At 37.5% G+C, this 14713-nt stretch carries 15 protein-coding genes; 9 read left to right on the forward strand and 6 right to left on the reverse strand.

The window, feature by feature from the left end; genetic code table 11:
- Positions 1-46 precede the first annotated feature (46 nt).
- Positions 47-787 carry a hypothetical protein gene (locus SANK73390_RS01795; protein ID WP_462762791.1) on the reverse strand — a complete coding sequence of 247 codons (741 nt, stop codon included), beginning with the start codon at positions 785-787 and terminating at the stop codon, positions 47-49.
- Positions 788-953: 166 nt separating this feature from the next.
- Between SANK73390_RS01795 and SANK73390_RS01800 the strand changes: the two genes are divergently transcribed.
- Entirely contained in the window at positions 954-2060 is a 1107-nt protein-coding gene (locus SANK73390_RS01800) for a sensor histidine kinase (protein ID WP_462762794.1), read from the forward strand.
- A complete protein-coding gene (locus SANK73390_RS01805) occupies positions 2053-2700 on the forward strand; it encodes a response regulator (protein ID WP_462762796.1) in 648 nt (215 codons plus the stop codon). Before SANK73390_RS01800 ends, SANK73390_RS01805 begins: the two co-directional genes overlap by 8 nt.
- A gap of 335 nt (positions 2701-3035) precedes the next feature.
- On the opposite strand, the gene SANK73390_RS01810 is transcribed toward SANK73390_RS01805, so the two are convergent.
- The 4 genes from SANK73390_RS01810 to SANK73390_RS01825 form a co-directional block, all read right to left on the reverse strand.
- On the reverse strand, positions 3036-3320 hold the full coding sequence (locus SANK73390_RS01810) for a hypothetical protein (RefSeq protein WP_462762798.1): 285 nt from the start codon (positions 3318-3320) through the stop codon (positions 3036-3038).
- Between the two features lie 157 nt (positions 3321-3477).
- Entirely contained in the window at positions 3478-3855 is a 378-nt protein-coding gene (locus SANK73390_RS01815) for an MAPEG family protein (protein WP_462762800.1), read from the reverse strand.
- 125 nt (positions 3856-3980) lie between these two features.
- Positions 3981-6098: a winged helix-turn-helix domain-containing protein gene (locus SANK73390_RS01820; protein WP_462762803.1), complete on the reverse strand. Its 2118-nt coding sequence runs from the start codon at positions 6096-6098 to the stop codon at positions 3981-3983.
- A 244-nt stretch (positions 6099-6342) separates the two neighbouring features.
- The gene (locus SANK73390_RS01825; RefSeq protein WP_462762806.1) at positions 6343-8886 is read right to left on the reverse strand and encodes a sensor domain-containing phosphodiesterase; all 2544 of its coding nucleotides are present in this window, start codon (positions 8884-8886) and stop codon (positions 6343-6345) included.
- A 318-nt stretch (positions 8887-9204) separates the two neighbouring features.
- On the opposite strand from SANK73390_RS01825, the gene SANK73390_RS01830 reads away from it, so the two are divergent.
- The 7 genes from SANK73390_RS01830 to SANK73390_RS01860 all read left to right on the forward strand — a co-directional run bounded on the left by SANK73390_RS01830 (position 9205) and on the right by SANK73390_RS01860 (position 12226).
- Positions 9205-9378, forward strand: a complete 174-nt coding sequence (locus SANK73390_RS01830) for a hypothetical protein (protein ID WP_462762808.1) — start codon at positions 9205-9207, stop codon at positions 9376-9378.
- The gene (locus SANK73390_RS01835) at positions 9344-9613 is read left to right on the forward strand and encodes a hypothetical protein (protein WP_462762809.1); all 270 of its coding nucleotides are present in this window, start codon (positions 9344-9346) and stop codon (positions 9611-9613) included. The genes SANK73390_RS01830 and SANK73390_RS01835 overlap by 35 nt, the downstream gene beginning before the upstream one ends.
- 212 nt (positions 9614-9825) lie before the next feature.
- Positions 9826-10356: a hypothetical protein gene (locus tag SANK73390_RS01840; protein WP_462762812.1), complete on the forward strand. Its 531-nt coding sequence runs from the start codon at positions 9826-9828 to the stop codon at positions 10354-10356.
- A gap of 112 nt (positions 10357-10468) precedes the next feature.
- The gene (locus tag SANK73390_RS01845; protein WP_462762815.1) at positions 10469-10663 is read left to right on the forward strand and encodes a hypothetical protein; all 195 of its coding nucleotides are present in this window, start codon (positions 10469-10471) and stop codon (positions 10661-10663) included.
- A 500-nt stretch (positions 10664-11163) separates the two neighbouring features.
- A complete protein-coding gene (locus tag SANK73390_RS01850; protein ID WP_462762817.1) occupies positions 11164-11535 on the forward strand; it encodes a hypothetical protein in 372 nt (123 codons plus the stop codon).
- A gap of 9 nt (positions 11536-11544) precedes the next feature.
- A complete protein-coding gene (locus SANK73390_RS01855) occupies positions 11545-11826 on the forward strand; it encodes a helix-turn-helix transcriptional regulator (RefSeq protein WP_462762820.1) in 282 nt (93 codons plus the stop codon).
- Positions 11827-11836: 10 nt separating this feature from the next.
- Entirely contained in the window at positions 11837-12226 is a 390-nt protein-coding gene (locus SANK73390_RS01860) for a hypothetical protein (RefSeq protein WP_462762823.1), read from the forward strand.
- A 199-nt stretch (positions 12227-12425) separates the two neighbouring features.
- On the opposite strand, the gene SANK73390_RS01865 is transcribed toward SANK73390_RS01860, so the two are convergent.
- A complete protein-coding gene (locus SANK73390_RS01865; RefSeq protein WP_462762826.1) occupies positions 12426-14594 on the reverse strand; it encodes a S9 family peptidase in 2169 nt (722 codons plus the stop codon).
- Positions 14595-14713: the final 119 nt, after the last annotated feature.

The raw sequence follows: 14713 nt of genomic DNA on the forward strand, positions 1-14713 counted from the left end.
GATATGAATAAAAAACGTCTTAAGAGATTCTTTTATACTTGTTTATTTATTTCACCACTTTAAACTTCTTTTCAAAATAGCGTCTAGACCACGAAATCGACACCACACCGATTACCGAAGGCATTATCCAGCTTAATAACACCATTTCATCACCTAACATGTAACTAAAAATATGACGCCCACCGAAGGCTGAAAATGCGGTGTATACACCAATACCGGAACCCAACATTGCAATTAAATGTTCAATAATCCAAGCTCTGGGTTTTAGTTTAGTCGTGAAGATATAAGAAACATTCCCAATTACTACCATAAGTGATACACCAGAGAATATCATTAGCAACGTTTGAGAGTGCATAACACCCAGCACCATTGAAACAAGTGCTGTGACAGCCAATAATATTAATAACCCTAAGTGTAATGGTGTACGTAATAATGCATTATTCGCTTTAACTTTTAACACGCGCTCACCGTGATAAATAGAAACTAATACCAAAAGGGAAAGCATCAGTAAAAACAATGAAAATATGCGGTTCTTTTTGATATATTGTGCTTGCTCAAGTGTATCAGCGAACACTTTTGGCTTAACACTCATAGGGTCAATAAGCACTAAAATACAGGCAATAACGCCTAAAATTGATGTTCCATACATTGCCCAATTATAGTAATGCCCGTATCGATTATGTGTTTTACTACCTTTAGCTGCAATGATGGGTATCCAAAATAACACCAAAGCAAAACTTCCTAATATTATATGTGTATAAACCACAAACTTATGTATGTATTCCACGACTTTGTCCTCAATCAAAATTTATGAGACAAAGTTACACAAAGCGCTTGAATTGGCACAGTCACGAATGTCATATCCTAACTATGACAAATGTCATGACTCAACATTTTAGGCTGGTAAGGTACATGGAACATCGCTATGATAATGAAAAAAAGGAATAAAATCAGTGTTTAAGTACCCCCTAAGCTCATTATTAACCGTCCTATTTACTTGGGCAGCTGTTGCACTATCTAGCTTGTTTGATACATCTAGGCTTGGGATAAATTACATTGAATATGCCATGCACGGTGTAGTGTTACTGCTCACATTGCTGGTCATTAACGAATCAACATACTTTGGCTATAAAATTCGCTACTATTTTCTCACGCTACTTGCTAGTACTATTTTCAGCTTGATGTTTGTATCACCTTTAGCCATCGCACTCATCTACAGCGTTATGTTTTGCTCTATTCTCGCTTTTTATGCCCCTATAAAGCTCTGTTACCTTTACATATTAGTCATCCATGGCTTATTTCTAGCTTGCCATGCACTTTATTGGCAAACAGGCTGGCAATGGTCTCATGCGGGCATGTTCATGGCATTTCACTTTTTTGCTCTAATGATGACTCAACGTATGATAAGTGAGCGCAGCGCCAAAGAGGCACTGGCGTTGACCAATGCGAAATTAGAGGCAACACAACAGCTATTAGGAAGTGCAGCTGCACAAAATGAACGCCTGCGCTTAGCTAGAGATTTACACGATGAAATGGGGCACTCTCTAACATCACTTATCATTAATTTAGATATCGCAAGGCGCACCTGCTCTGATGAGCAAAAAACACAAATACAAGCCTGCTACGAACAAGCAAAACAAGCACTTGGTACAACGCGAATAATTGTCAGCGATAATCGCGGTGATATTGGCTTTGATTTAGTGACATGCTTAATACAGCTAGCAAAGCAAACGCCAAGGTTAGCCGTTAATATTGACATCACTCAGACCATAGATCACGTTCCGATAGATATCTCACAATGCATACTAAAATGCACTCAAGAAGCTATCACTAACACGCTGAAACATGCTCCAAATGCCTCTGAAATAAATATTGCTTTACATCGTAACAATTCAGACCTTTTACTAACGATTACAGACAATGGGCAAGTTAAAGGACACATCAATTTTGGCAATGGATTAACAGGCATGCAAGAACGAGTAACACAAGTAAAAGGGCGACTGAGTATAGATAAAACTATACAAGGGCTGAAGATCACCATTAGAGTACCTTATGAATAAAATAAAAATACACTTAGTTGATGACCAATCCCTAATAAGACAAGGCATGCGCTCACTGTTACAACTGACTCAAAATATCAGCGTGACAGGCGAGTCAAGTAGCGGTAACGCATTTTTACAGCTGCTATCACAAAAAAGCGTTGATGCTGATGTTGTGCTGCTAGATATGCGCATGGAAGACGGCTCAGGCCTTGATGTACTTAACGCTCCGGTAGCTCATCAAAGTCAGATTAAGTTCTTAATCTTAACTACCTTTAACGAGAACAACTTTTTGCTCGGTGGAATGGAAGCCGGCGCAAGTGGGTACTTACTTAAAGACGTATCTCTTGAGGAACTTGTCGACGCTATTGAGCGAGTGCAAGCAGGCGAAATCGTTCTACAAAATGAGTTAACTCAGCAGCTTTTAAAAGCTAAGCGTCAACCAGTTAAAACTCACATGCCATTGCTCACAGACAGAGAAATAGACATTTTAAAATTGATGGTGTCTGGTTTATCTAATAAAGAAATAGCAGCCAAAATTTTTAAAGCCGAAGGCACCGTTCGTAACCATGTGTCTAATATTTTGAGTAAACTCGAAGTACGAGACCGTACGCAAGCGATACTCAAAACCTTGGAAATGGGATTGCTAAATCAAGATTAATAATGTAAATACCTTTAAACCAACAGTTATGACCATGACTCGTATTAGAAGACTTTAAAATAACGAAAACATACAATAATACCGAATGATAGGAAGGAACCAGCTTAATAAGAAACTATATTACTTTGCGTTGATGTTATGTTGCTATTTTAGTTTTCAAACATGCTCATTGACTAATAACGCCAATGTTAATATCTTGCGACTGATAAATGGCTTAGTAACAAGGCAGAAATTTCGGTATATCGTTATTCTACATGAGTCATTGAGTTCGCTAGAATGATCAATATGTTAATGAAAGTGGTCTCAGTCGCTAGCTCGCGCGATTCATAAGCCTCTCATGCCATGATAGAAACACCTTCAATCTCAATCACTGTATTGGCATTGGCTCGCTCAATTATTTTCACTAAAATAGACTGTATTGTTTCATCTTCTCTGGCGTCACTTTCACTTGAAAACTTTTGTTCTTGTGGCTGTGCGCCTTCTTCTAAAGTAAATAAAATAACCACTTCATTAGCACAGCTTGGTGTTTTTCCAAAGTACTCTAAAGAGATTTGAGGGTAGCCATTAGAGCCTTTTTTAACTTGCTTTGCGATACGTTTTTTTGCTTTCTCTACATTCATAACTGAACCCTTGTAATAGCTAAATCTGATTAGAATTAGCAAACCAATATGACCAACCTACATGATGGTATAACCATTTATACCTTCGTTGTTAATTTTTCTGGATACCTACAACCAAATCATGATGCAGGCACTGTATTAATTTAGAGCCAGCTAGTTATGCCCGCAACAAATATAACAAGCAAACTCCAAATGCAGCACTGCGCGCAACTTTAATATTTAGGTAATAAAAAACCATATGCGCTAATCTTGCAGCTAAATAAGCCCAAGCACTTGTATTAACAACACTTGGTGATGCCGCACTGAGTAATGCAAAGCATACAAATAAAATATAAATGGATACACTTTCATTTGTATTTAAGTAAGCTCTAGTTACCCGAAATAACAATTCACTATGACTATTTTCTACAAGATACCCGGGAACATGCTTTTTTAATATTGCTACTACATCTAAGATAACTAACTGGGTGAACATCAACATCCCTATCAAACCGGTAACTAGAATTGTTGCTTTATACTCGATAAAATATTCCACTTACACCTCCATATTCATACATTGTGTTTATCGCTGTGCTCTGGCCAATAATATAAGTACTATCCCCTTAGTGATCTTTTACTAAAGCACTATGTATGCTCAAAACCACTTATTTTAGTCTTTTATTATTCAAAATAAAGTTCAAGCACTTCTTTTCTCGATGCAATCTGAATACTCATTAATAGATTTTCACCATCAGAATCAGTTACATGATCTATATTTTTAGGCACATCTCCGAATAGTTTAAATTCACCATCACTGAGTGAATATGACCACAACTCAAAGTCATCATTAATCCCATAAATAATATCTTTATTTATAACGAAGCGCCTATCACTACCCTGTCCGTTTAGTGCCTCTATCAATTGGTCTTCGGCAGGCCCTGGATGCCAAAACCGACCCATTAAATCGGTAAATATTACACCTCCACTGGCATTTTTTTGCGCCCAAACAGCCGTTTTATCATAAATAATGTGCTCACTGGGGTTAACTAAGTTAAGCTGTGCAAGCCGCTCTTTTCCATTAAACCATATGAGTGTTAAAGCTGTTTGATTAACACTATCCCAATGAAATAACTCATCAGCTGCATGTTTTAAGTCAAATTTATTAACTGTGCCATCTAAAAACAATTGTACAAACTCTTTATCAGCATTGACTAAAATGCTCTTTCCGTCTTTAGCCCATTGCAAGTCATATAAATAGGTATCCATAGAAAACTGACTCAGCTGCCGCACTCCATTTTTATCTGCAATCCAAACTTGCTCTTCACCTGAACGTTCAGATTTAAATGCAATAAGTTCACCTGAAGGCTGAAATTTTGCGCTGTCTTCTACTACAGTTGAACGCTGTAAAACTGCATAAACAGGTTCATTGGTATTTTGACTAAGCTTACCAATATCAGAAATTGGCATCGATATGATATCGCTATCGTAGTAACCTTTGATAGCCAGCATTTTGCTGCCGTGCGGATGAATTTTCGGCGTTCCAATAGGCTCATCTAATGGCAAACTAACTCTACTAACTGTACCATCCGTTGCCAACATAAACAGACGTTTACCATTACTAAAAATTAACCTATCATCCAAAGGTGAAAAATTTGGGTAAATAAATCGATACCTTCCGATACTTTCCGGGTGCATTATACGGTTGCTTGAGATCACCTCACCATTAGGCTTGAGCATGTCAATATAGTAGTGTCCATCACCATGAATACTGGTTAATGCTATCTGTCCCTTGTGTATAGAAAAGTCATAATCTATCACACTGCCATTTTCTACCTCATAAATGACTTCACTGCGATTTTGATCTACTGAGTAGTTAATGAGCTTCCAGCTATCTGAAGTTTGTTGCATGAGTGCAATATTATTGTTTGATAGCCAAATAGGGTTACGGATTTTTGAGGTTTTACATTCCATCAATACCGTAGGCAATTGTGAGCTATGTAATGCCTTGTTAAAATCTAAGTTGACCAGTTGATAGCATTTTTTTTGAGTAATTGGCTCAGAACAATCTCCTATAGAGATAAAAGTTAGCTTCTTTCCATCAGGTGAAAGACTGTGGTTACTATATACGCCTAACTCTTTTGTTAACTGAAACTCTTGCTGAGATTTAATCTCTTTAGCCCAAATATTATTAATACATTCTTGCTCTGAAAAACGATGGAAAACAATATATTGTCCATCGGGCGAATATATACCGGCACTTTCTTTATTATCTGTTGCGGTCAGCGCTCGCATGTGTGAAATAACTAACTGAGGTGCTGAATTATCAATCATGTACCGATAGCCAGTCGCACCCAAGATCATAAGCATAAGTACGGTTAGCAACACTATAGGAACCAACCTAAATTGAATCACACTTTGAAGTTTATCTGCGGCCTTTCTAGTCGAGTGTTTTGCATTGGCGCTTATAATAGCGGGTTCTTCTTCGCCCCAGCGTACATTACACTCCAAGCTATAACCTTGCTTAGCATGCGTTTTGATATAAGCCTGATCTTTACCGTCATCGCCAAATGCTCGCCTTAATTGGGCGATACTTCTTTGTAGTGTATTAGGTGACACAACCGTGCCTTGCCAAACGTGATCTAATAACGCATCTTGGCTTATCACTTTGCCTTGATTATTTGCTAAATGAGTTAAAACACGCATTGCCTTTGGTGCTAAGGTTTGAGTTTCCTCATTTTTAGTGATTTGGTTTCTAGATAAATCAATAAAAAAATCCCCAACCCAATACTGCTGCACCATATTTACTTACCTCTAAAAAAACAGCTCAAACGCGAACCTATTATAACTATTCACACTAACATAAACTCATTGACTACCAAATATAAAACCAATAACATACTGAAAAATAGTTACTTTAAAGCCAGTTAAACCAATAATAGAGCAGGTATAATACCTGAATTTCATTGTGACTAATTGAAAGCTATCTTAGCGCGCCGAATTGAAGAGTTTATTATCATCCAAAGTAAATAAAGTGTCTCATGTTTTAGCAGTTGCGTTGCTTGATCGGTATAGGCACTTGCTGGTATTTTTTAAGCATCTGCAAACATTCATGTATCGGTTTAGCTGGGCTAAAAATAAAACCTTGTATTAAATGACAATCAAAATCGCAGAGCATTTGTAATTGGTCTGACTGCTCAACCCCTTCTGCTATCACTTTTATACCTAACTGAGAACCTAAATCAACTAAGTACTTCACCATAATTTGCTTGTTACGGTCCTCACCCATACTGTCCATGAACGACTTATCAATTTTGACAAAATCCACTTGATTTTCAATTAAGTTACTTAAAGAAGAGTAACCAGTACAAAAATCATCTAAAGCAATTTGAATTCCCTTTTCTCTCAACACTCTTAATACTCTCCACGTATACTTATTTGCGGCCATAGACTCTGTGACTTCTATTGTAAGGGCATGATAAGGCAAGCCAAAACGCTCTATTGACTCTGGTATGAGCGCCATTTGATTGTTACTAGATTGAAATTCATTGATAGATCGGTTGATAGAAAAGCTAATATCTTTAAAACCTTTACTATGGACCATAGCAAGATCTCGGCAACTTGTTTCCAGCACGTACTGTCCGATTAAGTAGATCAAGCCAAACTCTTCGGCAATAGGAATAAAATACGCAGGAGATACAGTACCAAACTCATCATCAAACCAACGGATTAACGCTTCAAATTTTATTATCTTACTGGTTTTAATACATATCACAGGTTGGTAATACACGCTCAGAGCATCTGTTTTTAACGCGTGCTTAAGCTTATCTCTGTACTTTATTTTTTTCAGATAAGCGCTTTGTGTTGCTTCATCATGCAAGGCAACACATGATCTCCCCTGCTTTTTTGCGCTGCTCAACGCATGAGCAGCGTTACGTACCAAAGTTGGTCCATGTATTTTATTTTTTGCATCTAAATGAGCAACGCCAATACTGACCGTCAATTCAATGGTAAGCTCATCAATAATATAAGGCTCACTTAGTCGCTGCTTTAATTGCTGGGCGTATTTAATAACCTGATCAGACTGCAACTGCTGAACTAGCAACGCAAACTCATCACCACCATAACGACTGACGATATCTTTTCTTTTTAGTGTACTTTGCAACCTATCAGCAACCGCTATCAGTACTTTATCGCCAATTTCAGGGCCAAATATGTCATTAACTTCCTTAAATCGATCTAAGCCGATGAACACTAAAGATATATTAAAAAACCCATAAGACTTATCTAGGTGCTTGTCTAGGCTGAGCATAAAACTACGTCTATTTAACAGCCCTGTAAGCGCTTCATGATTAGCATAAAAGGTAAGCTGAGCCTCATTTCGCTTCCAATTGCTAATATCTCGAAAAATAGCAACATAGTTTGTGATCTTCCCATCATCACCGCGCACTGCGTTTAACGTAAGCTCCTCCGGAAACACCTGACCGTTTTTTCTTCTATTGTATATTTCACCTTTCCAAAAGCCTGTTTGTTGCAGATGCTGCCACATGCTTTTATAAAACTGTTTAGGTTGCTTACCAGATGATAAAATGGCGGGGTCTTCACCGTAAAGCTCTGCTGCACAGTACCCTGTTTGTTGTTCAAATGCGCGATTAACCATCATGATTTTGTTACGGTGATCTGTGATCATAAATGCTTCCGATGCATTCTCAAACACCACATTTGTTAGTTCTAATTGGCGATTCAATGACGAGGTATAAGTTACATCTTGAAGTGTTGCTCGAAGCACTCGCTCATTTACATGTTCATCGCTTAATTCAACTTCCCCAACGATATGCAATAACCCTTGCGTTGCGCTCATCTTCTTATGACACACCAACATATCAAACTTATTGATCTTACCTTGTCGGACAAGCTCAAGCTCTTTGGTGAGCTTTTGACTGTCGTCACAGTGTAAGTTAGCTAAAAAACAATCGAATGAAGCTTCATTGCTATCAATATGTAATAAACTCGACATCTGATGGCTAAACCAATGCTGATTCTGCGTAATGTACCAACTCCAAGAACACAGTTTTGCGATACGTTCGCCTTTGGCTAGTTGTTTCAAGAGCAGCTCTTTCGCTGCCATCTCTAAATTATGGCTAAGTTCCGTTGCAACAATCAAACTCAATTCCAAAAACCATTGTTTATCTTTGTCACTTACGGTAAAAGGTTCATTAAACATACATACAAGTATGCCAACGGCTTTATTGTCTGGTGCCCGCAACGTTACTCCCAAGTAACTATGTATATCTAATACATTAAGTAGCTCATCTTTTGGGTAAAGCTGCTGTAATTTACTGTCTATTAAACAAACACAGCTTTGCTCATTAGCATCGCTGCAAGGTGTGCCAGCTAACTCATATAAAAAGTTATCTCTAAGTTGGCCGTCATGTAAATAATGAAGTGTTTTTACCTGACTCCCGTTATTAACAAATTTGCCAATTACGCAATGATCTGCTTTTAAACGTTGGTAAAGCGTATGCAGAGTATATTGATACCTTTGCTCAGTGCTTTGTAAGTTATAAAAGCGAGTGACAGACAAATCCATAAGTTCTCACACCTTCTTGTGTTAATCAGGCAAACAAAACGCCAAATAATAATTTACTAAACTACCTATAACATATAGGTGGATCAACAAAGTTGCGAACACCAGTACAAAATCTCCGTTAAACAGTTGTTCCTTTTCATAAAATACCCAAAAAAGGCTCGGAATTTTCAATCCATCGCTTTACTTTTATTGCTTAGAACTGTTGGGCAAAACATTTCTGAAGCTGCACTATTACGCATATTTTTACAGTTTCTTACTGGCTCTATTTACTTCAACCACAAATAATAGCGCCATCAATAAATAACTCAGGGTTAAAAGATGAAACACTTACTCATTGCGATCACGACCACGGTATTTTTAGCAGCATGTGCACACCATGACGATGTTAGACCAGGAAGCAACAAACATTATGTTGTCGTTAAATCAGTAGACAGAAATAAAGGCATTAAAGAAGCCCTTGGTCAGGCAGAACATTTTTGGCGAAAAAAATAACAGTAAATTCATAGTAATAAACGAAAAAGTAGACTATCAGGGTGAAGAACCTGAAAAAGAATATTTAGACAACCACTCAACGGCAGAGTTTGTTACAGAGGCAAGTACATGGCTGTGGATACTCGGTGATGGTTATGTTGACGATGTTGCCGCAGTCACAACATTAGCTGGTGTGGCTGTACTTGACTCAATGGGTGCACCGTACGTCATTACCGTGAATTTTCGATGCTCGTAAAACCAACCTTGTTCATGGGCAGGCCCTCCAAATCGTGAAAATTTGGTTACCTGCCTTGGACTGAGTGTTACCGACTCTAAAACAAACGTTCTTTGTGTGGCTACTATCAAACAACAATTATAGCAATAACTATTAAGTTGCTTGAATACTTACAATCCAAGCTTTGTTCCTATAATATTCTTATATAAAAATAAATGTTATAGAGCATACTTATGTACATAAAAACCATAGCACTCACCCTTTTTCTTAGCTCTTCAACGCTCGCTGCTCAGCCTAAAATCACAGAGTTTCTATCTGTTTTACCGCAATACGCTGCTTGGGCAATAAAAATTGATAAAAAAGGCCAAGAAACGGGCACTCCACTGAATGAACAACAATTACAACTCGCTAAAGAGGTAGGTGTTGCTCATCCGAGTAAAGTACGTATTGTGCACGTAGATCAAGTTCCCTACCCTTATGAAAACAAAGCACTCAAAGAAATGGGTGAACAAATTGGTTTTATTGGTGAAGGCATTATTAACAACGCACAGGTATTTGGTTACTCAATATATGTACGAAAAGGCTTTAAACTAAATACACCAAAATTAGCTCACGAGTTCGTACATGTTAAGCAAATTGAACAAGCGCCTTCACTCTTGGCTTACATAAAAAAGCACGTCTTAGATATGGCAAAATATGGATATGCTGATGCTCCATATGAAGCCGAAGCTTTTAAAGCGAATGAGAAATATAAAATTAATTAAGCTAGCCGTATTTTACAATATTCTAATGCACCTTAAATCTTAACTCGCACTCTACCTACCAACTCGTTATAATTACCTGTAGGTGAGTTTAAAAGTAAGCATTATTTCGTATATGAAAAACAAAAAAGTGAACCCTTTGGTGTCGCATTTTACCATTGCTTTGACTGTACTAGCGGCGATTTGGATGTTTATAACAGATAAAGAAATGCTAGTAATTAGTAATTCTCTGGTGCTTATCTATGTTGTATATGCACTCGCATCGCGCATGATCAAAACACAAAAACCCAAAAAAAGTAACTCAATTTAAAAGCCCAATACAACGTACTGGGCTTTAATTATAGCAATTGCACTTAATACTCTTCGCTAGCACTTTGCCTTGATTGGTTTAATTCGCCGCTTCTCATTAATTTTGAGTAAGTGTGTTTACCATAACTTTAAAACCTTAATTTACATTGCTTGGGCTGTTACCTGCGCCTTGTTACTAACAATGGTTATATCTACTGACAAGACAAGTCAAACTCAAAAGACTAACCCCTCATAAAGAGTTAGTCTTTTTGAAAGGTAAGAAACCAACAAGATCACACTGCAATCTACTATCTCTTCATTTTACTTAGTAGGCACGCACTATTGCCTCTTTAACAAGCTTTCTTATTAAACATACTCACATCAAACCTTCTGTTCATTTTACTAATCTTATAACCTTTACTGCTTCACCCTACTAATTTTCTAAAATTTTACAATCTTGGGGAGATTTTTACCCATCGCATTTCACATAATGTTAACCAAGGTAACAAAAGCGAAGCTAAAATGATGGATAGAACGAATTTACTTAACGGTGTTGAAGCAACAGTGCAGGCTGCCAATGGTTTTAAAGATACTTTTGTATACAAAAAAGATAAGCAAACCGTTTACATTAAACATGTTTTTATCGCTAAATTTGCTCAGCGACTAAAACCAAATATGACAGCACAAGATATTGACCTAATACGCCAACTCGATAGATTAAGTCTGCGTTGTTATGTATTGGTGCATTTTAAAAGCCACAACAGTAGCGAGTATGATTTAGCGCTATTTTTAGATGATTACGAAGCAATACAGGGAATTTCTGAGGAGCTCGTAAAGCAAAGGGCTATGCCACTAAACATGGCTGTAAACTTGATCAATACAATTTTGCTATAAGAAGAGATCATGCAACACAACACCGCTCGCAGAAAAGCCCTAGTCGATCAATCTAAAAATGAACTACAAAACATGATCCGTGCTATCAGAAAAGAGCGGGGCCTCACACAAAAACAACTGGGGGCGTTACGGGGAGTTGACCAAGCCACAATCAGCAACTTTGAGAATGGCAAAACAATCATGAACTTAGCCCAAGCTCATAAAATACATTTAATATTTGGCAACAACATTACAAGCTTGCCTACCTTTGTATCTGCCTGCCTGCTCCACACAACTCAGCACCATAGTTAACCGGGGTTTAATGATAGTTTTTTTAATAATAAGTTTGTTCATAGCAGATTACTTATTTTTTGGTGTTTTGGCTCTTCTTGTAACCAGAAACCGAATAAATGCTAATTTTGAAAAGTTGATCAGATATGCAGGTTGTTTTACGTATAACAATCAAGGAAAAATTAATTATTTCTCAGGTTCATTTTCTAAAGTGGGCTTTAAGAATAAAGAAGTGATTATTGGTATTACGAAGCTGTCGTACCATAAAAAACTTTCTAGTATTAAAGCAATTGAAGTCAAAAATTATTTGGTATGGAAATGCTTAGTAATTAATTTTGACAGTCGTGAAAGTGCTAAAATATTTTGTGATGCAAAACAAATTAAAGAGCTTGGAAGCTATTTAGATAAATTTAATATCTAAGCTTCGATTTGAATGCAAAGCCTCGCTCTCGCGAGGCTTTATTTTTTGGTTGATATAAAACTCTGTCTACATTCATCGGAGAAGGCGACAGATAAATGGCTTAGTAACCAAGCAACGTAATCATTCTACATCAGTCATTTTGACGCAGTTAATACATCATTTAGCACACTAGAATAATCAATATTTTAACCGTTAGTACTTATAGACGCCCGTTTGCCAGCTCAATGAAAAAAGCATAGTTTAATGCCGTATCTTTGATACGTTTGAAACGCCCTGATGCTCCACCATGTCCCGCTTCCATGTCTACTTTCAACAACAATTTGTTATCATCAGTTTTTAATTCTCGCAACTTAGCAACCCATTTTGCAGGTTCAAAGTACTGAACCTGAGAGTCGTGCAAACCTGTTGTTACCAACATATTTGGATAGTCTTGCTTTGATACTTGATCATAAGGTGAATATGAACGCATGTAATCAAAGTATGTTTTATCGTTTGGATTGCCCCACTCGTCATATTCATTGGTTGTCAGAGGAAGAGACGCATCTAACATGGTATTGATCACATCTACAAATGGTACTGCAGAATGCACACCATGGTATAGCTCCGGCGCTTGATTAATGACAGCCCCCATTAATAACCCACCTGCACTACCACCTTGTGCATAAATACGATTTTTATCACCATAACCCTGAGCAACGAGCGCTTTTGTTACATCAACAAAATCGTTGAATGTATTCATTTTGTTTAATTTCTTTCCTTCATCATACCAAGGGCGACCCAACATTTGCGAACCTCGTATGTGTGCAATCGCATAGACAAAGCCCCTATCTAATAAGCTTAAACGGCTTACAGAAAAACTAGGGTCAACGGTATGGCCATATGAACCATATCCGTATTGTAATAACGGGTTACTGCCATCTTTTTTGAATAAAGATTTTTTATACACGATTGACACCGGCACTTTCGCACCATCGCGAGCAGTTATAAAAACGCGTTCAGATTGATAATCATCTGATGAAAACTCACCAAGTACTTTATCTTGTTTTAACGTGGTTTTAGTGTAGTCATTTAAGTCAACTTCAAACGTTGTACTGGGGGTCGTCATACTGGCATATTTCACTCGAACACTATCACTACTTAGTGTGGTATTACCAGTCATAGACACTCTATATGCAGGGTCGTTAAACGCAAGCTCATGTTCTTTATTTTTTGATAGTTCTCGAATAATTATTTTTGACTGACCTTGCTGACGACTTTGATACACTAAATGGCCGTCAAATAAACTGATGTCTTCTAACTTCACATCTGGCTGGTGCTCAATAACGGTTTCCCAGTTTTCTTTATTTGATACGTTAGCTACCGGAGCTTTCATCAACTTAAAGTTAACCGCATTAAGGTTGGTTAAAATATAATACCAATCATTATGTTTTGCGACACTATATTCAAGGCCTTTCTCACGAGCAATCAATCGCTTAGGTTTCGCATTACGCTCATTAGCAGACATAACTGATATACCTTTGGACTCAGTGCTGTAGTGATGAATAAAAATTTGCTCCCCATCTTTACTGCGACTGATATAGGTGTAATAGGTATTGTCCGCTTCTTCATATACAAGCTCATCTTGGCTTTGTGGCGTTCCTAAAATATGTCGGAATACTTGCGTACCAAGCAAAGAAACGGGATCTTTTTTAACATAGTAAAGTGTTTTGTTATCATTAGCCCAAATTACACCACCTTGCACACCTCTCAACTCGTCTTCTAACATGTTGCCCGTTATTAAGTCTTTAACTTTCACCGTATAAATTCGGCGACTTAGGGTATCTTCCGTATAAGCAAGTAGTTTGGTGTTTGGACTAACTTCTATATCACCTAACGAATAAAAATCATGTAACTTCGCAAGCTCGTTTACATCTAGTAACAGCTCTGGCTCAGAGCCATCAACATTTAAACTACGATAGATAGACGCATATTCTTGCTCACCAACCGTCTCTGTAAAATAAAAAAAGCGACCCTCTTGAACAGGTACAGAACGATTGTCTTTAACAATTTTTGATTTGATTTCGCTAAACAGTTGCGTCCGCAATGCTTCGCTTGGTGCTAACACCGTGTCAGTATAGCGATTTTCTTTCTCTAAATGAGTTATAACTTGTTTACTTGTACGAGTATCGTCACGCAGCCAGTGATAATTATCAACCAATTCATAACCATGTATCGTCGTTTTATGGGGTATTTTAGAGGCAATAGGTGCAGCGACCGTTGCAATCTCAGTTTTACTAACAGGGGGAGTATTGTCATTGGGTGTAGATTGGCATCCGGTTGCCAAAATAACAGACGACAGCGCAAGCTGCCAAACAACTGATTGTTTCATCCTAAATATCCTTGTTTATAATATTCCGTGAGCTAAAGAGTCACTATAATATGATTATTTGTCGTCAATATAATTGAAATATTACTTTAGTGACAGTAGCCTGAGTAAATAAAAGTTAA

It is taken from the genome of Pseudoalteromonas sp. SANK 73390 (assembly GCF_054966645.1).

Bases quoted from the DNA above. Each gene is read 5' to 3' on its own strand.
- SANK73390_RS01810 (WP_462762798.1), bottom strand. From the start codon at position 3,320: ATGAATGTAGAGAAAGCAAAAAAACGTATCGCAAAGCAAGTTAAAAAA.
- SANK73390_RS01840 (WP_462762812.1), top strand. From the start codon at position 9,826: ATGTACATAAAAACCATAGCACTCACCCTTTTTCTTAGCTCTTCAACG.
- SANK73390_RS01805 (WP_462762796.1), top strand. From the start codon at position 2,053: ATGAATAAAATAAAAATACACTTAGTTGATGACCAATCCCTAATAAGA.
- SANK73390_RS01850 (WP_462762817.1), top strand. From the start codon at position 11,164: ATGATGGATAGAACGAATTTACTTAACGGTGTTGAAGCAACAGTGCAG.
- SANK73390_RS01865 (WP_462762826.1), bottom strand. From the start codon at position 14,594: ATGAAACAATCAGTTGTTTGGCAGCTTGCGCTGTCGTCTGTTATTTTG.
- SANK73390_RS01860 (WP_462762823.1), top strand. From the start codon at position 11,837: ATGATAGTTTTTTTAATAATAAGTTTGTTCATAGCAGATTACTTATTT.
- SANK73390_RS01845 (WP_462762815.1), top strand. From the start codon at position 10,469: ATGAAAAACAAAAAAGTGAACCCTTTGGTGTCGCATTTTACCATTGCT.
- SANK73390_RS01830 (WP_462762808.1), top strand. From the start codon at position 9,205: ATGAAACACTTACTCATTGCGATCACGACCACGGTATTTTTAGCAGCA.
- SANK73390_RS01855 (WP_462762820.1), top strand. From the start codon at position 11,545: ATGCAACACAACACCGCTCGCAGAAAAGCCCTAGTCGATCAATCTAAA.
- SANK73390_RS01820 (WP_462762803.1), bottom strand. From the start codon at position 6,098: ATGGTGCAGCAGTATTGGGTTGGGGATTTTTTTATTGATTTATCTAGA.
- SANK73390_RS01825 (WP_462762806.1), bottom strand. From the start codon at position 8,886: ATGGATTTGTCTGTCACTCGCTTTTATAACTTACAAAGCACTGAGCAA.